Raw genomic sequence first — 20392 nt, 5'->3', positions numbered from 1 at the left:
GATATCCTTATGGGTTAGCAGGGCGCTGGCGGCGTTCGGCGACCAGCATCACCAGGAAAACGGCACCAATCAGGTCAAAGAAGCCCATCGCCACAAACAGCGGATTGAAGCCGATGGTATCGGCGGTGACACCGATAATCAGCGAGAAGATAAAGCTGGCGATCCAGGCGCAGGAGCCGCGCATGCCGTTGACCGTGGCCATCTGGCGGCGATCAAAACGCTCCACCACCAGCGCGCTCAGCATGCAGGAGATCACCTGATGGCCGAAGCCACCGACGGAGATGAGGGCGATAGCCAGCCAGGGATCTTTTACCAGCGTCATCAGCGCCAGTGAGACCATCAGCAGTGCGCCGGTCACCGAACTGGCGACAATCGAATTGACGCGGGTGAGACCAAACCAGCGCACATAGATTTTGGTCAGATAGCCGCTGGCGACGCTGCCGAGGTCGGCGGCCAGAAACGGCAGCCAGGCAAACATCACGATCTGCTTGAGATCCATGCCGCGCTCATTGGCCAGATAGAGCGGCACCCAGAAGCTCAGTACCGCCCAGGCCGGTTCGGCCAGAAAAGCCGGGATGGCGATGCCGTAGAATTTCTTCTCTTTACCAATCACTTTCAGCGCGGTGAAGAACGGCAGTTTTTCCCCGATCGCTTCGTTGTCCTGATTAATAAAGGCCCGCTCCTCATCAGAGAGACGAGGATGGCTCTCAGGCGAGTGATAGCCCCACCACCAGAGTCCAACCCACAGCAGGCCCAGCCCGCCGGTCAGCAGAAAGGCGCCCTGCCAGCCAAACGTTATGTGTGCGACATAGATAATCGGTGGCGCCAGCATGGCACCAATCGAAAAGCCGACGCCCGCCCAGCCCGCCGCGACCGGGCGCTCTTTTTTCGGAAACCAGTCACCGATCGCTTTGGCGTTAGCGGGCGTTGCCGCCGCCTCAGAGGCGCCCATGACAAAGCGCAGCAATGCCAGATGCAGCCAGCTTCCCGCACCGGCGTGCAGCAGACAGGTCACCGACCAGATCAGCGCGCAGATCAGGAAGCCCATCTTCAGTCCGATCACATCGATCAGCCAGCCGCAGATTGGCTGAAACAGGGTATAGGCCAGCTGAAACGCCGCCACCACCCAGGAGTACTGTTCGGTCGTCATGTGCAGACTGTTTTTAAGTTCCGGTGCCAGAATGCCGAGCGAGTTGCGGGTGATGTAGTTGACGGTTACACCCAGCAGGAACATTCCCAGCATCCACCAGCGTAAATTTTTAATCACGCGCACCGTGCGGGATGCACTGATGGGTTTGGTTGTTGATTCGAGGCTCATTGTGCCACTCCTGATTGCCATTGATGACGCACACCGCCTGCTGGCGTACCGCGTGTCCTGTAACGAACTTAGAAAAGTGCGAAACGTGGGTACAGACACTTTTTTGCAACGCTTTTCATGGCAGGCTGAATCCCGGCCGAAAATGGCACTGAAACGCTTATATGACGCGATTCAGCAGGTTATGAAAAATTTTTCATCAGCGGATTTGAAGGCGATCACAGAATGAAACAAAGGCTGAAAGTAAGCGAAATTGCGGCACTCAGCGGCGTCTCCATCAGTACGGTGTCACGGGTGCTGGCGGGTAAAGCCAATACCCGGCCCGCCACCCGAGACAAAGTGCTGGCCGTGGCGCAGCAACAGGGCGTACTTAACAACCTGCACAGTGGTCGCCTGCTGCTGAATAACCTGATGGTCTTTGCCCCGCCTCGCGCCTTTGATGTACGCAGTGACATCTTCTACTACAAGGTCATTCAGGGGATCAGCCAGGCGGTGGAGCCACATGAGGTACGGCTGCGCTACTGCCCGCTGGAGGAGGTGGAAAGTGATGCGGCGCTGTTTATCGATAAGATGCAGCAGACCGAAGCGGCACTGCTGATCGGCATTGATGATGAGCATATTCATCAGCTGGCGGCGGAGATGAACAAACCCTGCGTGCTGATTAACGCCCGCGATCGCCGAATGCGCCTGCCTTCGGTCTCGCCCCATCATCAGCTGATTGGTGAATTCTCAGCGCGCTATCTGTTTGAGCAGGGACACCGGCAGATCCTGTCGCTGCATTGCTTGCGCCGCTACACCATGGAGCAGCGATTGCAGGGGGTGCGCGACGCCTGGCATGCCATGAACCTGCGGTTTGACAGCCGCCAGCATCTGCTGACCCTGAACAGCTTCAGCAGCAATGAAGCGGCGGAACGGCTGAGTGAATATCTGCGCCACTGCCCTGATGCGCTGCGCCCGACCGCAATTCTCGCCAGCGGTGATTACATTGCGGCGGGCGCCGTCACTGCGCTGGAGCAGGCTGGCCTGCGGGTGCCGCAGGATATTTCGGTGATGAGTATGGATGGCTTTAACCTGGCCGCTATCCACGATATTCCGCTGACCTCGGTGCAGGTGCCGCGTGATGAGCTGGGCGCAGCGGCAGTGAGAATGTTGCAGGAGATGCGACTGAATCCCGGCACGCCCACCGGCAGCCTGCTGCTGAATGGCAGGCTGGTGGTGCGCGAGTCGGTGCGGCGCATTCGCGATAATCTCAGCCATGCACCGGTCCAGCAGCATGGCCTCTATGATTAACACGGTATGGATTAACCCGGTGCGGATTAACCCAGCGTTTTCAGCCGCAGTTCCGACGGCTGAGGCCGTCCGAACAGGAAGCCCTGGAACAGGGTACAGCCCTCATCGCGCAGCTTAGCGAACTGCTCATCGCTCTCCACCCCTTCGGCGGTAATCTGGATATCCAGACTGCGACTCATGCCGGTGATGGCACGGATAATCGCCAGCGCCTCGCGGCTGTCACCCATATCATTGATAAAGGATTTGTCGATTTTGATTTTGTCGAACGGGAAAGATCGCAGATAGCTCAGCGACGAATAGCCGGTGCCGAAATCATCCAGCGCAATCTGCACGCCCAGCGCCTTGAGGTTTTGCAGGGTACGGATATTACCCAGCGAATCGTCCAGCAGCACCGATTCGGTGATCTCAACCTCCAGCCGCGCCGGATCGAGGCCCGACTCTTTCAGCGCGCCTTCCACCACCGGTACCAGCGAGCTGTTTTTAAACTGCAGCGGTGAAAGGTTAACCGAGACCGACTGCTCCCCTTCCCAGCTCGCCGCTTCGCGACAGGCTTCATAGAGTGCAAACGCCCCCAGCATATGGATCAGGCCGGTCTCTTCAGCGATCGGGATGAAGTCGTTGGGCATGATCAGCCCACGAATCGGATGATGCCAGCGCATCAGCGCCTCATAGCCAATGATGGTACGGTTATCACCGTTGGTGATGGGCTGATAGTAGAGCCGCAGATGCCCGCCGCTAATCGCATCGCGCAGATCGTTTTCAATCAGGCGTCGACTGCGCGCCACATCGTCCATCTCCAGCGTGAAATGCTCATAGCGGTTGCGGCCGTTGCGTTTGGCTTCATACAGCGCCATGTCAGCACAGCGCAGCAGCTGTTCCGGCGTATTGGTGATGGTGGTGCTGAGCGCAATCCCCACGCTGAGCCCGACCGACAGATTATGGCCTTCAACGTTGACCGGCGGGCGAATCGCCTCAATCAGGCGCTGCGCGACAATGCTCGCTTCTTCATTACTGGCCACCGAAGGCAGCACGATGGCGAACTCATCGCCTCCGATACGCGCCAGGGTATCCTGATCGCGCAGCGCGTTACGCAGACGCTTAGCCACACTGCGCAGCAACTCGTCGCCAATCTGGTGGCCCAGCGCATCGTTCACATTTTTAAAGTTATCGAGATCAAGGCAGAGCGCGGCGGTCTGGCGCTGTATCTGACCGGCTGTGCGCAGGGCTTCACTCAGACGCTGGCGGAACAGAATGCGGTTCGGCAGGCTGGTGAGGTTATCGTGGTGCGCCATATGGTGAATACGGGCATCAGCAGCGCGCTGGTCAGTAACATCTTCCACCAGCAGCATCAGGTAGTTACGACGCGCATCCTGACCATTAATCGCGGTGGCGCGGGTATGCAGAATGCGTTCGCCGCTGGCGGTCATCAGCAACTGCTCACGTTCATGCATGCCTTCACTGCGCAGCGCAACATCCGCCAGATTATTAAAGTAATCGCTGAGTTCGGGCGACATACATTCGTGCGGGCGCTTATTGACGATCAGCGCTTTCGACAGGCCAAACAGCTGCTGAGTGCGGTCGTTAACCAGCAGGATCTCGCGGGTGATCGCATCTTCCACAATCACGCAGGAGGGAATGTTGGCGATGATGTTATCCAGAAATTTAGAGAGCGCGGTTTTCTGGGTGCTCTGGGCTTCAGCCAGATCCCTGGCGCGCAGCACCTGCTGCTCCTGCTCACGGCGTTCCGTGCGGTCGCGGGTGATCTTAGCGAAGCCGACCAGCTTACCGTCATCATCGTGGATCGCGTCGATGACCACATGCGCCCAGAAGGCGCTGCCATCTTTGCGGTAGCGCCAGCCCTCATCTTCAAAACGGCCGGTCTTAAGCGCGATACCGAGATTCGCTTCCGGGATGCGGTTCAGCCGCTCCTGGGAACTGTAAAACAGCGAGAAGTGCTGACCCACCACTTCATCCGCTTTGTACCCTTTGGCACGCTGCGCACCGGCATTCCAGTTCACCACCACGCCGTCGACATCGAGCATATAGATGGCGTAATCGGTGACCCCTTCAACCAGCAGACGGAAACGCTGCTCCTGCTCCCGTTGCTGGCTGCGGACGCGCTGCTGTTCGGTGCAGTCGCGGGTGATTTTAGCGTAGCCCAGCAGCTTGCCCTGATCGTCGCGGATCGTGTCGATCACCACATGCGCCCAGAAGGCGCTGCCATCTTTGCGGTAGCGCCAGCCCTCATCTTCAAAACGGCCGGTGCGATAAGCGGTTTGCAGGTTCTGCTCCGGGACACGGTTCAGGCGATCCTGGGCGCTGTAGAAGCGGGAAAAATGCTGGCCGACAATCTCTTCCGCCACATAGCCTTTGGCGCGCTGTGCGCCAGCATTCCAGTTCACCACGTTGCCGTCATGATCGAGCATATAGATGGCATAATCGGTAACGCCCTCCACCAGCAGGCGGAAGCGCATCTCCTGCTCCCGCTCCTTGCGCTGTTGCTCCTGCTGCTGAGTGCAGTCGCGGGTAATACAGGCGTATCCCACCAGCAGACCGGCGTCATTGCGTATCGGATCGATCGTCTCATGCGCCCAGAAAGCACTGCCATCTTTGCGATAGCGCCAGCCTTCGCTTTCATGGTGTCCGGCTGTGGCAGCCATATCCAGTCCACGCTGCGGCAGGCCCCGGCGGCGATCTTCTTCGCTATACAACAGGGCGAAGCTGCAACCAATCATCTCTTCTGGCGTATAGCCTATCGTGCGCTGAGCACCCTGATTCCAGCTGCCGATGATACCGTCAGGTTTTAGCATAGTGATGGCGTAATCATTCACGCTTTGTACCAGCATGCGATAGATGACATCAGAGTTATTATCCATTGTGATTAGCCTGCTGCTCTGTAGCCGGATGACGGCTTAGGAATGTTCTCAATAGCGTGCGCAGACTACAGCCGAAAAGAGCTGAGATGACAAGCGCATTAAGAAGATTAATCAGTGTTTATAGGGGGTTTATCGGCAGCGGCGAGTAAATGTTCAATGACTCCGTCGTGGCGGCGCGTCAGACGACCCGTTCCCAGCGCGAGGAGAGCGAATAACGGAGCTGCCAGCAGAGCATTGCCGGACTTTGGCTCATCAGCTGCTGGCACTCTTGCGGCGCGACAAACGCCGGGATCACTTTCTGGGCCGCCGTCTGTCTGATCAGCGCCAGCTGATCGTCGAGCGGCGGATGCACATTCCACGGCAGCCAGCGCGCCATGCCGGATTGCAGCATCTCAAAGGCACGGGTGCCGCGGGAAACGTGGCTGCTGAAGATCAGACGAAAGTCGGGCTCATGGCTGAGCTGCGCCGCCAGGCCGCTGTCAGCCACCGCATCCGCCGCGACAATCACCGTATCCGGTCGCCAGCAGTCCGGCGTTGCGACGCGCAATAACCGGGCCAGCGCCAGCATCGCCGCAGCGGGCAGGCTGTTGAGCGCCAGCAACTGCGCCACCTCTTCGCGCACCTGGGGACACATCACCACCGGCAGCCCGCGAGCGCTGAGCTGCAGCGCCATCTCAGGGCCGCGACCGTGCAGCGGCGCGGTGACCACGGCGCCCCCTTGTGCCGCCAGGGCCAGCGCGTCGATCTGCTGCGCCAGTCGCTGATTCCGGTCGCCATAGGAACCATCGGTAATCAACAGCCGTGCGCGTGGCGGGCAATCAAACGGCAACAGCAGCGATTCGCGACTCCAGTCGCCCATATAGGTGATGCCACCCGCAATCGGCAGATGGAACCAGATCGATCCCGGCGAATGCCCGCTGCGACCGGTAAAGAGATTCAGCGGCCCCAGCGCGCACTGGCCGCGCAATGGCAGGATGCGTCGTGCCTGAGCCGGCACGCCAGCCTCGCCCAGCTGCTGCCAGGTGATCTCACTGGCATAGACCGGCGGTGAACCGATGTCGGCCCAGCTATCCAGCGCCGCCGCGTGATCCACATGGGAATGGGTCAGGCAGAGCGCATCGACCTGGCCGATGGCGGCCACTGCGGGCCGGACGCCCGGCTCCGGCCCGGCACCTAAATCCCATAACAGACGGTACCCCTCTATCTCCAGCAGGAAAGCGGCCGGCAGTTTTCCGCCGACGCCGCTGATCACCGTCAGGCTTGCCATGGCAGGACTCCCTGCGGCAGACGACGCGTCAGCCGTGAGGCCAGCAGCATTAAGCCCAGCACGATCCCAATCATCAGGCATCCGACCGCCGCCGCCAGCGGCGCCGATCCGCCTTCATCCAGGAAAATAATGGTCGGACCAAGCGTCTGGGTTTGCGCGGTAACCAGCAGCACTGAAACCTGTATTTCATTCAGCGCGGTGAGGAACACCAGCAGCGCACCGGCCAGCACAGAAGGCGCCGCCAGCGGCAGCAGGATGTCAGTCATCCGCCGCATCAGACCTGCGCCGCATAAGCGCGCCGCCTCATTCAGTGACGGTTCGATTTGCGCGAACCCGGCCAGCGTCGGCCTTAACACCAGCGCCAGGAAATTGGCCAGATAGGCCGCGAGAATAATCCACACCGTTCCGTAAAGAGAAAATCCCAGCAGCGGCAGCGGCCGCAGGAAAAACAGCATCGCCGCTACACCAGTGACAATGCCGGGCAGCGCATAGGTCAGCTCGCTGGCGAATCCCAGCCCCCGCACCAGCCGGGTACGATGCCAGCTGAGAAAGAAAGCCAGGAACAGTGCCATGACGCTGAGCAACAGCGCCGTCAGGCCGGTGAGCCACAGGCTGGTAAAGAACGCCTGCCGTATCGCCGGATAGCCCCACAGCGCCTGCTGAAAATTCTCCAGCGTCAGGGTTTGCCAGTTCAGAGCCTGACCGAAACCGCGGGTTAAGGCGGTGGTCAGCAAGGCGCTGAGCGGCAGCAGCAAGGTCATCACCATCCACAGCCAGGCGATGATTTCGCCCGGCAGTCGCGCGCGCCGCAGCGGCTGGTGCCAGGGTCGTGGCGATCCGCTGACCCGGACATCGCGTCGTCCGCCCAGCCAGCCGCTAATCAGCATCCCGGCGAGGGTGATCAGCGCAATCAGCATCGAGTAGACGGCGGTATTGGGCAGCGCACCGGGGCCGAGGGTATTGAGCTGCTGATAAACCAGCGTAATCAGCGTTGGCACCCGCGCCGGAATACCCAGCATCGCCTGGATACCGAAATTCCCGACCGCAGCGACAAACGCCAGTGCCGCCCCGGCGAAGATCGCGGGGCGCGCCAGCGGCAGGATCACCGTGAACAGAATCTGCCGGGGTGATGCGCCGCTGATACGGGCCGCCTCCACCAGTTCGGCGGGGAGTCGACGCAGGCCAGCCCGCACCGTGAGGAACACCAGCGGCGCATTGTGCAGACCCAGCAGCAGCACCATGCCGGTCGCGGAATAGAGCGGTTGCTGACCGGGTGCCAGCCACGTCCCGCCCAGCGCACTCACCGCAGTGGCCAGCAGACTGCCCGGTGCCAGCGCCTGTATCCAGGCCAGCGCAGTCACCTGCGGCGGGATCATCAGCGGCAGGATAAAGGCGAATACCCAGGCCGCTTTGGCACGCAAATCGGTGAGCGCCACCAGCCAGGCGGCCACCGTTCCCAGCAGCAGCGACATCAGCGTTGCGCTGATGCCGATCGCCAGGGTATTCAGCGTGGCGCTGAGCACCCGGCGGCTGGTCAGCAATCTCAGCAGGCGATCGCTATCCAGTATGCCATCCGGTGCCAGCGCGGTTCCCATCAGCCGGGCAAAGGGTGCCACCGACAGCAGGCCGATCACCAGCACCAGTACGCCCAGCACCAGCGGTTCCGCCCGCCATCTGCGATGCCTGGCAGCCTGGCCTCTTCGGCATTCGTTGCCCAGCACGCTCACGATCAGCCGCCAAACAGTTCAGTAAAGGTTTCGCGGACCTGAGCATCCTCGGCCACCGCCTGGGCCACGTCCGGCGTCAGCAGCGTGATTTGCTCAATCGGCGCAAAGCCACCGGGTGCCGCCACGCGGGCATCGACCGGCCGGTTGCCCTGCTTCGCCACCAGTTGCTGCCCCGCTTCCGACAGCATGAAATCAACAAAGGCTTTGGCGGCCGGCAGATTATGCGCCGACTTCATGATCGCCACCGGCTCGGTCACATAGGAGACGCCCTCCTGCGGATAGACCAGATCGATGGGCGATCCTTGCTTTTTGGCGCGGATAATATCGGCATCCGTGATCACGCCATACTTATCCATGCCGCTGGCAACCGCTTTCAGCGCCGGTCCATTGCCACCCTGTGGCGCAATGCCGATGGCGGCCAGTTGCTGATAGAACGCCCAGCCAATCGACGGGGTATGGATATCGGTATGCAGCTTATAGAGCGCCGCACCGGAATAGAGGGGACTGGGGACCGCAATCTGGCCTCTGTTTTCTTCTACTGCCAGCGCTTTCCAGCTACTGACCGGCTTCGCACGCTGGGTGTTATAGGCGATCACCGTGGCGATAATTTTGGTACCAAAAAAGGTTTTATCCGCATCGTAATAGGCAGGCTTCAGGTGGCTGACCGGGGCGGCCGGGTAAGCATAGAGCTGCCCCTCTTTCTTGAGCGCGCCCAGATTGATCGCGTCGGCCACCAGCAGCACATCGGGTTTGACCTGGCCGCTCATCATCTCCGTGTGCAGCACGTTCATCAGTTGAGTGGTGCCGTTGCGGGTCCACTCCACCTCCACCGCCGGATACGCGGCCTTAAACGCATCGATGGTCTGTTGCGCAATTTCAGGTGCCTGCGACGTGTAAACCACCAGCTTGCCGCCGGGCGCGTCGGCCGCCTGCAGCAGGGTTGAGGCCGCGAGGCCCGATAGCAACAACAGCGCGTGAAGCGGAGTACGAAAAGCCGTTTTCATGGTTTCTGAAACCCTTTATGCAGGAAGAATCCAGCCGTCATCGACGGCGACGCCGACGGTGTCATCCACCGCCAGTAATGCAGCATCATTAAGCGTCAGCGACAGGCTGACATCCGGTTGATTAAGCGGTCGAAGGTTGATCTGATGGTAGCCACCGCGAAAGATGATGCGCTCAACGCGGGCGGCAAACTGCCGCTCTCCCTCAGCGGCGAGGTGAAAACTGACGCTGTGGAAGCTGGCTTTGCCGTGCGGCAGCGGGCGCTGGTGAGGCGAGCAGCGCAGCAAAACCCGCAGCCCGCAGAGCGTGGCGGTTGCCTGACCCGGATCGAGTGGCTCAATGTCGCTGACCGGCAGCACCCGCCCCTCATCAATAAAGGTCGCCACCATCTCATTAGCCGGTTCGCGCCACAGGGTCTGCGGGCTGGCGAACTGCATCACTCTGCCGTGATCGAGCACCACGATGCGGTCGGCCAGTGCCATCGCTTCGCGTTGATCGTGGGTGATATAGAGTAAGGTGGCGCCACTGTGGCGATGGAAGCGGCGGAACTCCTCTTCCATGGTAGCGCGCAGATGGACATCGAGGTTAGCCAGCGGCTCATCCAGCAGCACCAGCGTCGGCCGTGCCACCAGGCAGCGAGCCAGCGCCACGCGCTGGCGCTGGCCGCCGGAGAGATCGGCGGGTCGGCGGTCGGCGAAGCGATCCAGCCCGACCAGCGTCAGGGCCTGGGTGGTGCGCAGTTCGCGTTCTGCGCGCGCCACACCGTTCACCTTCAGGCTGTAGGCGACGTTCTCCGCGACCGTCATATGCGGCCACAAAGCGTAGTTCTGGAACACCACGCCGAGCTCGCGGGCTTCCGGCGGCAGGTGCAGCCCGTCTGCGGCAACCTGACGTTCACCGATGCGGATTTCACCGTTGTCTAGCGTTTCAAAGCCGGCCAGCAGGCGCAGCAGGGTGGTTTTGCCGCAGCCAGAAGGCCCAAGAACGGCAACAAACTCGCCCTGGTTAATCTGTAACGAAATCGCGTCCAGTACCGGCTGCGCGCCGAACGCTTTGCTCAGTCCGGTTAACGATATTGCCGCCATCTTACTCTGCCTTTGCCGTTAACATGCTGGGCAAAACGCTACGACAGTTTGATGACAGCCCGGTGACAGCCAGGCTTACGAGACGCGAAAGCCGGGCGGCATCGGAACGTGCTCGCCCCGTGGCTTACTGCTGGGCGGTGAGCGCCGCAATCGGCTGCCAGATCTCGGTTAATGCGCCCTCTTTGCCGGTAAAGGGGTCGTGTGTCGGGAACGGCACTTTTTTCACCTGCTCCTGGGCCATTTTCAGCTTCGCGGGCTCATCGCGCAGCGTCTCCGGCGACATTCCGTGCGGATAGGCGCCAATCACCATAAAATCTTCGCTGGCGCTGACCTGCCGGTGGCCGACACCGGCCGGAATCAGGACTGCATCGCCTGCGCGCAGGGTCACCATCCGGCCACTGTCGCCGCCAAACAGCACTTCCGCCCAGCCTTCAGCGACGCCCAGCAGCTCATGGGTATTAGGATGATAATGGGTGTATGGGAAGATCGGATAGCGCCAGGCGGGTGGCCAGCCGTTATCCTCAAAGGTTTTCTCAAACCACGCAGCGATCTCCTCCTCTTCCGGCACCACGCGCGGCCAGATAATCAGAGGTAACGGGTTATTGGGCACACCGCCCGATGGGCTGGCGAGCATCAGATGCTGAGGATTGTCAGAAGCCCCGGCCGAGAAGGTGCCAGCGGCAAAGGACATCATTAATAGCAGACTGGAGGATGAGGCACGCATACAGGTTCTCCGATGTTTTTCTAAGTGTGGCAAACCCGCGACACAATGCAATGTGCGCCAGACGACAAAATTGAGATAATTGACTGATATTGCTGACTAAAGCCAAATGTGTCGTTAACTATAGGGCCGGAGTGTGCCTGTGCGACAGAGGGTAGCGGTTCTTACTGCGGCAAAGTGTTGCAAAATGTCAGGCGGCAAGTCACACAGGCGCAGCAGCCCGACGCCCCGGTTACTGTTGTATAAACTGTTATATAAAAAAAGCACAGATCTGTTTCTGATATGCTTGACTGTTATCTGTTGTAATAGCTAACAGATGACAGTGAGGTAACAAATGGACGCTATTAAACAAATCCTGATTGACGAGATCGCCCTGCTTAACCGCGAAGAACGTCGCGACAATTTGCCGCGTTTCAGCCTCTCGTTTCTGAAGAACCACCCCGGTCTCTGGGCAGTAATGTATCTCTGCTACGGCCTGTGCGTAGCGCTGATTTTCACTACCGAGATGCTCGGCTGGCCCGCCTTCTGGTTCGCCACCGTGTTTGTGCTGGTGATGAGTGTGCTGATGCTGCTGGATATCAACCCGAAATATCGCTTTGAAGATATCGATGCACTCGACCTGCGCGTTTGCTACAACGGCGAGTGGTATTACATTCAGCCGGTGCGCGAACAGGCAATCTCACGTATTCTGTCGCTGCCTGAGACACCAGAACGCGTGAAGAGCGGTATCCAGCGTCTGCTGACGCAAAAAGGGGAAGTGGACTTCTATGATGTCTACTACCTGACCTGGGGCCATCAGGAAGCGGCGCGGGTCTAATCCGCCTGTCCTTCCGCCATCAGCTGACCCAGCTTCACGATTGCCGCCTCGGCCCGACTATCCCACGGCCAGGCGGTATTTAACCTGAAGCAATGCCTGAACTGCTCACCTGCCGAAAATAGCTGCCCCGGTGCAATACTGATCCCCTGAGCCAGCGCCCGCTGATAGAGCCGGGTCGTGTTGATGCTTTCCGGCAGCGTCACCCAGAGAAAATAGCCGCCGCGTGCTTCGCTGACCGTGGCCTGTGGCGGCAGCACCTTCATTAACGCCTGGCGCACCATCTGCTGTCGCTTCGCCAGAATCTGCCGCAGCCGCTTCAGATGGGTGTCGTAACGCCGCGTGGCAAGAAAATCGGCCAGCGCCAGCTGCATCGGCGCACTGGTAGAGAGCGTGCTCATCAGTTGCAGCCGCTGAATACGCTGCGCATGCTGCCCCGCCGCGACCCAGCCGACGCGGAATCCTGCCACCAGCGACTTTGAAAATGAGCCGCAGTGCAGCACGTTCCCCTGGCGATCCCAGGCTTTCGCCGGCAGCGGCGGCGCATCACCCGCCCAGAGTTCGGCATAGACATCATCTTCAATCATCGGCACCTGATAACGCGCCAGCAGGGCGACCAGCTGCTGTTTGCGTTCCGGCGTTAAGGTTACGCTCAGCGGATTCTGCAGGGTGGTCATCAGCCAGCAGGCTTTCACCGGCCAGCGCTGCAGTGCCTCCTCCAGCTGGACGAGGTCGATGCCATTTCTGGCATCGACCGGAATCGCCAGCGCCTTGAGCTTAAGCCGCTCTATCGCCTGCAGCGCGCCATAAAAACTCGGCTGTTCAATCACCACATAATCGCCCGGCTCGGTCAGGGATTGCAGACTGAGGTTCAGCGCCTCCAGCGCCCCGCTGGTGATGACTATTTCATCCGGCGACAGGGTGATGCCCTGACGCGCATAGCGCTGCGCCAGCAGCTGTCGCAGTGTGGCGTTGCCTGGCGGCAGATTGTGCAGCGCATCGGTTGGGGTCAGATGATGAGAGACGTTAGCCAGCGAGCGCATCAGCTGGCGCTGCGGAAAGAGTGCGGGATCGGGAAAGGCGGAGCCAAACGGCACGATGGCCGGATCGCGCGTGGCCTGCAGCACATCAAACACAAAGTCGTTGATATCGACCTGTTCACTGATCGCCACGCTCAGCGGCGCGGGTGCTAAGGCACGCGGCGCAACGTAGTAACCCGACTGTGGACGGGAGACGATCCAGCCCTGACTCTCCAGCAATTCATAGGCATGCAGCACCGTCATCAGGCTGACGCCCTGCTGCGCGACCTGCTGACGCAATGACGGCAGACGGGTGCCCGGCAGCCAGATGCCGGCCTCTATCTGCTGCTGAATCTCATCCATCAATCGCTGGTATTTCGCCACGGGTGACCGCTCCTTGTTTTACCGTGAATAGTCTGACCGCGAGACTTTACCACGCACGGCGACCAATGACAGGCGGCGCGAATCGCTTTATCCGATTGCGCTGATTCTTCACGGCTTCAGGCAGGTCAGATCACAGCGACCTGCGGCGTCAGCGGCTGCCCGGCTTCGGCTTCGGCTTCGGCATTCAGACTCACTTCCGCAACCGCCTCTTTAATTTCCGCCACCACATAATCAGCCAGTTCCGGCACCCGCTCCGGGGGAACCGGCTTGCCCAGCAGATAACCCTGCAGCGTATTACAGCCCAGGCTGGTCAGGAAGGCCTGCTGCTCAGCGGTTTCAACACCTTCGGCCACCACTTTCAATTGCAGCGACTGCGCCAGCGCCACTATCGCCGACACGATGGTGGCATCTTCTGTGTGATGCTGCAGTTCGTTTACAAAGGCCCGATCAATCTTGAGTTCACTGGCCGGTAGCCGTTTCAGATAGAGCAGGCTGGAGTAGCCAGTGCCAAAGTCATCAATTGAAGCTTTCACCCCGAGCTGAGTCAGCTCAGTCAGAATACGCACGCTCTCATCGGGATCGCGCATCGCGGTGGTTTCCGTCACCTCCAGCGTCAGCAGTTCGGCCGGAATCTGATGTTTTTCCAGCGCATCCACCACCGTCTTCACCAGATTCGATTGCTCAAACTGCAACGCCGACAGGTTCACCGCCACCGACCAGTCCGGATGGCCCTTCAGATGCCACTGGCGCAGCTGGCGACAGGCTTCATGGATGACCCAGTTGCCGATATTGACAATCATTCCGGTCTTTTCTGCCATTGGCAGAAATTTATCCGGCGACAGCAGGCCGCGCTGCGGATGCTGCCAGCGCAGCAGCGCCTCAAAACCGAGAATCGGACCGCTCGGCGCGCAATATTTTGGCTGATAGAACAGGCGCAGTTCATCATGATCCAGCGCCTGCCAGAGATCGTTATTCAGCTGAAGCTGGCTCTGGGCCTGAATGTTCATTGAAGGCTGAAAGAAGGTGTAGCCGTTGCGGCCATTATTTTTGGTGTGGTACATCGCCGCATCGGCGTTGAACATCAGTTCGCGCTCATCCACGCCATCGCCGGGATAGACTGCGATACCAAGACTCAGCGAGACCACCAGCTCATAGCGTGAGATATCAAACGGACGATCCACCGCTTTGACCAGCTTATCGGCGATGGCCGCCGCATCATTGGGATCGTCGATCTCCACCAGCAGCACAAACTCATCACCGCCAAGCCGCGCCAGCGTGAAGTAGCCGGTCATCTGCTCGCTCATGCGCTCGGTCACGCCAATCAGCAGGCTGTCGCCAATGTGGTGCCCGAACGCGTCGTTGACCGCCTTAAACCCATCGAGATCCATAAACATCAGAGCAAACTGCCTCTGCTCACGGTTCGCTTTGTTGATCGCCTGCTCCAGCCGATCCTCCAGCAGGATGCGGTTGGGCAGCCGCGTCAGGTTGTCGTGCAGCGCCAGCTGTGCCAGCTCGCGATTGGCTTCAGCCAGCGAACTGGCGAGAATCGAGGTACGCGCCTGCATCCGCGCATCCAGCATCGACACCAGCAGAGTAATGCCCAGAATCGAAATAGTGACCACCGTGACCAGGATCGCCAGCCAGTTGCTGTTGACGCCCTGCCCGACCGGATGGCTGTGGACGGGAAACTCTGCCGCCATCATGCCGGTATAGTGCATGCCGGCAATCGCACAGCCCATTACCACCGATGCGCCAATGCGCAGCAGGGTGACCCGGCTGGTCTGTCCTTCCCGCAGGTTAAAAGCCAGCCACAGCGCGGTGCCAGAGGCGGCCAGGGCGATCGCTACCGACAGCGCCACCCAGCCCCATTTCCAGACGATACCGGGAGAGAACATCAGCGCCGCCATGCCGGTGTAGTGCATCGCGACTACGCCGCTGCCGAGGATCAGCGCGCCACCTGCCAGGCGCGGCAAAGGCAGATCGCCACTGCAGACCAGCCACAACGCAAATATCGACGCACAGACCGCGATGGCCGCAGAAAAGGCGGTGAGCCCCGCGTTGTAGCTCATGACCATCTCCATGTTCATCGACAGCATGCCGATAAAGTGCATCGCCCAGATGCCGATGCCCATGGAAAAACCGCCGCCGAACAGCCAGACCAGCGCAACTTTGCCGGTTGAATGCACCACCCGTCCCGCCATATCTAAGGCGGTAAACGAAGCCAGCATCGCGACAAGAACGGAGACGATGACGATAAAAGAGTCGTATGAGGTCGCTAACATAGTGCATTCCCGCGAAAGCAGAGCTTGTGGTTGGGCAGAGGATTTTAAAATTATTCTCTTAGTTATCGGCACAGCCCGGCGGTTAATGAGCCGCCAACCCTGCATCCTTCCACTCATTCTGAGTGATGAAATCTATCGCTGCTGTCAATACAGTCAGCCGGACAGTGACGCCACCGGCTGTCGCAGTGAGGGGAAACTCAGCGCCTCAACCCGGTCCGCTGGAGTCGGCTTACCCAGCAGATAGCCCTGCAACGCATCAAAGCCTAAGCTGGTGAGCAAATGCTGCTGCTCTTCAGTCTCCACCCCTTCCGCCACCATGCGCAGATTGAGGCTCTGCGCCAGGGTGAGCATGGCACTGACCACGGTCGCATCTTCACTGCCGGGCCGCAGGCAGTTAATAAAGCTGCGATCAATTTTGAGTTCACTGGCATCCAGATCTTTGAGATGCAGCAGGTTGGCATAGCCGATGCCGAAGTTATCAATCGCGACGCTGACACCCGCCTGCTGCAATTCACGAATGCGCTGCTGGCTGAAAGCGGGATCGCGCATGGCAATCGCTTCAGTGATCTCCAGCATCAGCGCGCTGCCTGGCAGCTGGTAACGCGCCAGGGTCTGCGTCAGGATAGTCAGCAAATCACGCTGGTGAAACTGCAACGCGGAGAGATTCACCGATACCGTCCAGTCACTGTGGCCCTGGTTGTGCCATATCCTGAGCTGACGGCAGGCCTCCCCGATCACCCAGTTACCCAGCGCAATAATCTGACCGGTTTTTTCGGCACGCGGCAGAAACAGCTCTGGCGTCAGTAAACCGCGCTGCGGATGCTGCCAGCGCAACAACGCTTCGAATCCCATTAACCTGGTGCCGCCGGAACAGAATTTGGGCTGATAAAACAGCCGCATCTGCTCGCGCTCTATCGCCTCCCACAGATCGTTCGCCAGCTCCAGCTGATGCTGCGTCGCGGCGCTCATGGCCGGTTCAAACAGGCACCAGCCGTTTCGTCCGCTGTGTTTGGTGTGATACATCGCAGCATCAGCATTAAACAATAGCTCCTGCCGGTTGCGACCGTGCAATGGAAAGATCGCAATGCCCGCACTGAGTGAAACGTGCAGCACATAGCGGTCAAGTTCAAACGGCGAACTGATAACTTTAACCAGTTTTTGCGCCAATTGGCGGGCTGCGCTGATATCGCACTCAGCCATCAGCACAAATTCATCGCCCCCCAGACGCACCAGCAGCATCGTGTTGCTGAGCTGGCTGCGCAGCCGTTCCGCCACCGCCACCAGCAACCGGTCACCGACGTGATGTCCCCATGTGTCATTGACCGCTTTGAAGCCATCGAGATCCATATAGATCACGGCAAAGCGATGCTCATTAATCATCGCCTGTTTAATGGCGAGATCGAGCTGCTGCTCCAGCATCACACGATTGGGCAGCGTGGTCAGGTTGTCATGCATCGCCAGCTGACGCAATTCCTGGTTAGCGCGATTGAGGCGGGTCGCCAGACGCGCGGCGCGCAGTTGCGCATCCAGCATCGAACTCAGCAGAGTGATACCCAGAATAGTCAGGGTAATCAGCGTTACCCACACCGCCAGGCCCGCATTACTGACGCCGTGCGGCTGCATCATACTGCTGTGACTGAACTCTGCTGCCGCCATACCCACATAGTGCATACCGGCGATGGCGATACCCATGACCAGAGAGGCCAGCCCACGCATCAGCATCAGATGATGATCGCCCTGGCGCAGATGAAAGGCCAGCCACAGCGCCAGGCCAGAGGCCGCAAACGCAATCAGCACAGAGAGCGCCACCAGCAGCGCATTCCACTCCGGTTGCGGTTCAATCAGCAGGGCATACATACCAAGATAGTGCATTATCGCTACACCCGCGCCCAGGATCAGCGTGCCGCGCAGCAGCCGCTGGCGGGTGAGATGCAGGCCTCCTACTGTCTGGCCAAAAGCCAGCACAGACGCCAGGATAGCCACCAGCAGCGAGAGGATCGTCAGCCGCGTGTCATAGCGCATCATCATCGGCAACATCATCGCCAGCATCCCGATAAAGTGCATTGTCCAGACGCCAATCCCCATTGCGATGCCGCCCACCAACAGCCAGAACCGGGCGCTCCAGCCACGGGTTACCGCCACCCGTCCGGCGGTATCCAGGGCTGTAAAAGAGGCAATGAACACCACGATCAGCGAAACGCAGATCAGGACGCTATCCCAGGTGACAGGCAACATGTGCAACTCCTCACCACCCGCAGAGAAACGGATGCTGTGTACAGTCTGAAAAGTGATCTGAAAACACCCGATGGGTGAAAGTAATTAAATTTCGGTATTTTCTGGTCCTGACGGCCAGGCAAAACGCGCCCGCCGACGCTGGCCATTTATAACCTGCATCTTATTAACCGCCCGCAGAGCAAGCCGGTAAACCGTTATTATGTCTGATTGGTACAGGAACATATCACCGAAGCAGAAAGCTTGCCAGAGCCCGAAAAAACTAAGAATTTTGTTTTATCGCCTCGTCTTCGCGCCTTGCTGTTACTGGGTTATCGGCCGGGGAGACGTTTTGATTAGTCAAAAATAAATAGCAAGGCTTCGCGTAACGCTTTAACTGATCTATAGTAAGTAAAACTGATATAAATCAGTATTCTTAAGTCTAAGATTTTTCTTAAGATAGCGGCACTGCCTGCCTTGTTATTTTTATTTCCTTATTCTGGATTGAATCGTTAATAAACACCGGGTGAAAAAGCACTGACTCTGGATAATCCGTAAGGAAATATTATGAAACTCAAGCTTTTTCTGTTTGCCGCTGCAGGATTAACTGTCGCTATTCCGTCATTAACCCAGGCGGCGACGACCTCGGGAACCATCAATGCCACGTTAACTCTGACCACCGGTTGTCTGGTGAACGGTCAGTCGGCTACGGCGGGCGTTAACTTCGGTACCCTGAACTTTGGTAGCAGCGCCGCCACTTTCGATACCCTGAACGCCACACTGGTCGGTGCGGCTGGTAACGGTATTTTTGTGCGCTGCACCACCGGTCAGGACTACAACGTGGTGGTCACCAGCAGCAATACTGCACCGGCGACCATCTATGGCACCGCCTCTGCATCGCCGCGTTATCTGGTGCTGGGATCGGATAATGCGCAGGGCATTGCCTATACCCTCTACAGTGACGCCTCCTTTACCACGGCGATCGCCAACAATACGCCTATCGCCGCCAGCGGTACCACCGATCCGACGCTGGGGACCAACTACGCCATCTATGGCCGGGTAGTCGGCGGCGGCTTTAACCCCCTGATCCCTGCCGGAACCTATACCGACACGATTAACGTTGCCGTGAACTATTAACTGCTGTCGCAGGTAAATACGGGTGGTTCTCTGGCGATCCTGCCTGACGATCGCATGCGGTCTGCCCCTGCTGACAGGGAGTATCAGCGCCTGGAGTCTGCCAACCAGCACCTTCCAGGTTACCGCGTCGATTGTGGCAGGCTGCGTGATATCCGGTACCAATACCGGCGTCTTTGGCACGCTTAATTTCGGTACGCAGTCTGGCGTGGCGGCGAATACCGTCAACGCCAGCTATCTGCAGAGCACCTCGATTAATCTCGCCTGTACGCCAGGCACCACGCTGAGCATGAGCATTAATCAGGGCAACAATTTCACCACGACCCGTAACCTGAAGCTGCCCAATTTCAGCAATACCGTTCCCTACACGCTCTTTAGCAACGCCAGCCGCACCACGGTGATCCCCGTGAACCAGGCGGTGCCGCTGAGTTATAGCAATGCCAATAACATTACGCTGCCGATCTACGGTCAGCTACAACTGCCCGGCACTGCGCGCGCCGGCGTTTATACCGACACGCTGACCGTCACCCTGAGCTGGTGAGGTGATAGAAAACAAGGATATGATCATGAAGCCACTGCGCGCCCTGTTGCTGCTGCTAAGTTCCACCCTGCTCTCCCCGGCCTTCGCCGCGAATTCGGTCATGATCTGGCCCATCGATCCCGCCATTAATCCCGAAGAGAAAGCCAGCGAACTCTGGCTGGAGAATCGCGGTAACAGCACTACCATGATGCAGATCCGCGTCTTCAGCTGGCAGCAGAACAATGGCCAGGAGCAGTATCAGACTCAGCAGCAGGTGGTCGCCAGCCCGCCAATGGTGCGGATGGAGCCAGGCCAGAAACAGCTGGTCAGGCTGATTAAACAGACGCCGCCTGCGGCCGGTAAAGAGCTGGCCTATCGGGTGGTGCTGGATGAGATCCCCACCCCGCGTAACCCCGGCGAGAATCAGGCCGGGCTGACCTTCCAGATGCGCTATTCGGTGCCGCTGTTTGTTTATGGTACCGGGCTGAACACAGACAGCGCTCGCCCGGCTCTGCGCTGGCAACAGATCAGCGAGGGCGGCAGGCGCTGGCTCCAGTTAACCAACAGCGGCAGCGGTCACGCCCGGCTGAGCAATGTGGCGATTGGCGGTCGCAAACTGGGCGAAGGCTTATACGGCTATGTGCTGGCTGACAGCTATCACCGCTGGCCGCTTACCTCGCCAGTGAGCGGCGAACTCACCGCAGAGGTTAACAAGAGCCAGTGGCGCAGCGCTGCCCAGAAGTAA

At 59.2% G+C, this 20392-nt stretch carries 16 protein-coding genes; 6 read left to right on the top strand and 10 right to left on the bottom strand.

Annotated elements, in window-relative coordinates:
- Positions 1 to 7 precede the first annotated feature (7 nt).
- On the bottom strand, positions 8 to 1318 hold the full coding sequence (locus FOV68_RS13650) for an MFS transporter (protein WP_031593879.1): 1311 nt from the start codon (positions 1316 to 1318) through the stop codon (positions 8 to 10).
- Between FOV68_RS13650 and FOV68_RS13645 the strand changes: the two genes are divergently transcribed.
- Positions 1290 to 1544, top strand: coding sequence for a hypothetical protein (locus tag FOV68_RS13645; RefSeq protein WP_143991064.1), 255 nt, complete (start codon positions 1290 to 1292; stop codon positions 1542 to 1544). The genes FOV68_RS13650 and FOV68_RS13645 overlap by 29 nt on opposite strands.
- Positions 1541 to 2605: a LacI family DNA-binding transcriptional regulator gene (locus FOV68_RS13640; protein WP_010248992.1), complete on the top strand. Its 1065-nt coding sequence runs from the start codon at positions 1541 to 1543 to the stop codon at positions 2603 to 2605. Before FOV68_RS13645 ends, FOV68_RS13640 begins: the two co-directional genes overlap by 4 nt.
- Positions 2606 to 2631: 26 nt before the next feature.
- Here the strand turns inward: FOV68_RS13640 and FOV68_RS13635 are convergent, their stop codons facing one another.
- The 6 genes from FOV68_RS13635 to FOV68_RS13610 form a co-directional block, all read right to left on the bottom strand.
- A complete protein-coding gene (locus FOV68_RS13635) occupies positions 2632 to 5481 on the bottom strand; it encodes a bifunctional diguanylate cyclase/phosphodiesterase (RefSeq protein ID WP_143991063.1) in 2850 nt (949 codons plus the stop codon).
- Positions 5482 to 5659: 178 nt separating this feature from the next.
- Entirely contained in the window at positions 5660 to 6748 is a 1089-nt protein-coding gene (locus tag FOV68_RS13630) for an MBL fold metallo-hydrolase (protein ID WP_143991062.1), read from the bottom strand.
- Positions 6736 to 8475 (bottom strand): iron ABC transporter permease, encoded by a 1740-nt coding sequence (locus FOV68_RS13625; RefSeq protein ID WP_143991061.1) that lies wholly within the window; start codon positions 8473 to 8475, stop codon positions 6736 to 6738. Before FOV68_RS13625 ends, FOV68_RS13630 begins: the two co-directional genes overlap by 13 nt.
- A 2-nt stretch (positions 8476 to 8477) precedes the next feature.
- A complete protein-coding gene (locus FOV68_RS13620) occupies positions 8478 to 9479 on the bottom strand; it encodes an ABC transporter substrate-binding protein (RefSeq protein WP_039388145.1) in 1002 nt (333 codons plus the stop codon).
- 15 nt (positions 9480 to 9494) lie between these two features.
- Positions 9495 to 10562, bottom strand: coding sequence for an ABC transporter ATP-binding protein (locus tag FOV68_RS13615; RefSeq protein ID WP_143991060.1), 1068 nt, complete (start codon positions 10560 to 10562; stop codon positions 9495 to 9497).
- A 124-nt stretch (positions 10563 to 10686) separates the two neighbouring features.
- Positions 10687 to 11286, bottom strand: a complete 600-nt coding sequence (locus FOV68_RS13610) for a cupin domain-containing protein (RefSeq protein ID WP_143991059.1) — start codon at positions 11284 to 11286, stop codon at positions 10687 to 10689.
- A 331-nt stretch (positions 11287 to 11617) separates the two neighbouring features.
- On the opposite strand from FOV68_RS13610, the gene FOV68_RS13605 reads away from it, so the two are divergent.
- Entirely contained in the window at positions 11618 to 12100 is a 483-nt protein-coding gene (locus FOV68_RS13605) for a YlaC family protein (RefSeq protein ID WP_010249002.1), read from the top strand.
- Here the strand turns inward: FOV68_RS13605 and FOV68_RS13600 are convergent.
- From FOV68_RS13600 to FOV68_RS13590, 3 genes are all read right to left on the bottom strand, one after another.
- Entirely contained in the window at positions 12097 to 13500 is a 1404-nt protein-coding gene (locus FOV68_RS13600; RefSeq protein ID WP_010249003.1) for a PLP-dependent aminotransferase family protein, read from the bottom strand. The two genes, FOV68_RS13605 and FOV68_RS13600, sit on opposite strands and share 4 nt — an antisense overlap.
- A gap of 125 nt (positions 13501 to 13625) precedes the next feature.
- Complete coding sequence (locus tag FOV68_RS13595) at positions 13626 to 15782, bottom strand: bifunctional diguanylate cyclase/phosphodiesterase (RefSeq protein ID WP_143789748.1); 2157 nt, start codon at positions 15780 to 15782, stop codon at positions 13626 to 13628.
- Between the two features lie 153 nt (positions 15783 to 15935).
- On the bottom strand, positions 15936 to 18017 hold the full coding sequence (locus FOV68_RS13590) for a bifunctional diguanylate cyclase/phosphodiesterase (protein WP_143991058.1): 2082 nt from the start codon (positions 18015 to 18017) through the stop codon (positions 15936 to 15938).
- Between the two features lie 543 nt (positions 18018 to 18560).
- On the opposite strand from FOV68_RS13590, the gene FOV68_RS13585 reads away from it, so the two are divergent.
- The 3 genes from FOV68_RS13585 to FOV68_RS13575 are packed head-to-tail and all read left to right on the top strand — an operon-like array spanning position 18561 to position 20392.
- Positions 18561 to 19130 carry a spore coat protein U domain-containing protein gene (locus FOV68_RS13585; protein WP_010249006.1) on the top strand — a complete coding sequence of 190 codons (570 nt, stop codon included), beginning with the start codon at positions 18561 to 18563 and terminating at the stop codon, positions 19128 to 19130.
- Positions 19131 to 19152: 22 nt separating this feature from the next.
- Positions 19153 to 19668 (top strand): spore coat U domain-containing protein, encoded by a 516-nt coding sequence (locus FOV68_RS13580; RefSeq protein ID WP_010249007.1) that lies wholly within the window; start codon positions 19153 to 19155, stop codon positions 19666 to 19668.
- Positions 19669 to 19693: 25 nt separating this feature from the next.
- The gene (locus FOV68_RS13575; protein WP_010249009.1) at positions 19694 to 20392 is read left to right on the top strand and encodes a molecular chaperone; all 699 of its coding nucleotides are present in this window, start codon (positions 19694 to 19696) and stop codon (positions 20390 to 20392) included.

It is taken from the genome of Pantoea sp. paga, from assembly GCF_007558755.1.
Taxonomy (GTDB): domain Bacteria; phylum Pseudomonadota; class Gammaproteobacteria; order Enterobacterales; family Enterobacteriaceae; genus Pantoea; species Pantoea agglomerans.
This window is presented reverse-complemented; position numbering and strand designations above follow the sequence as displayed.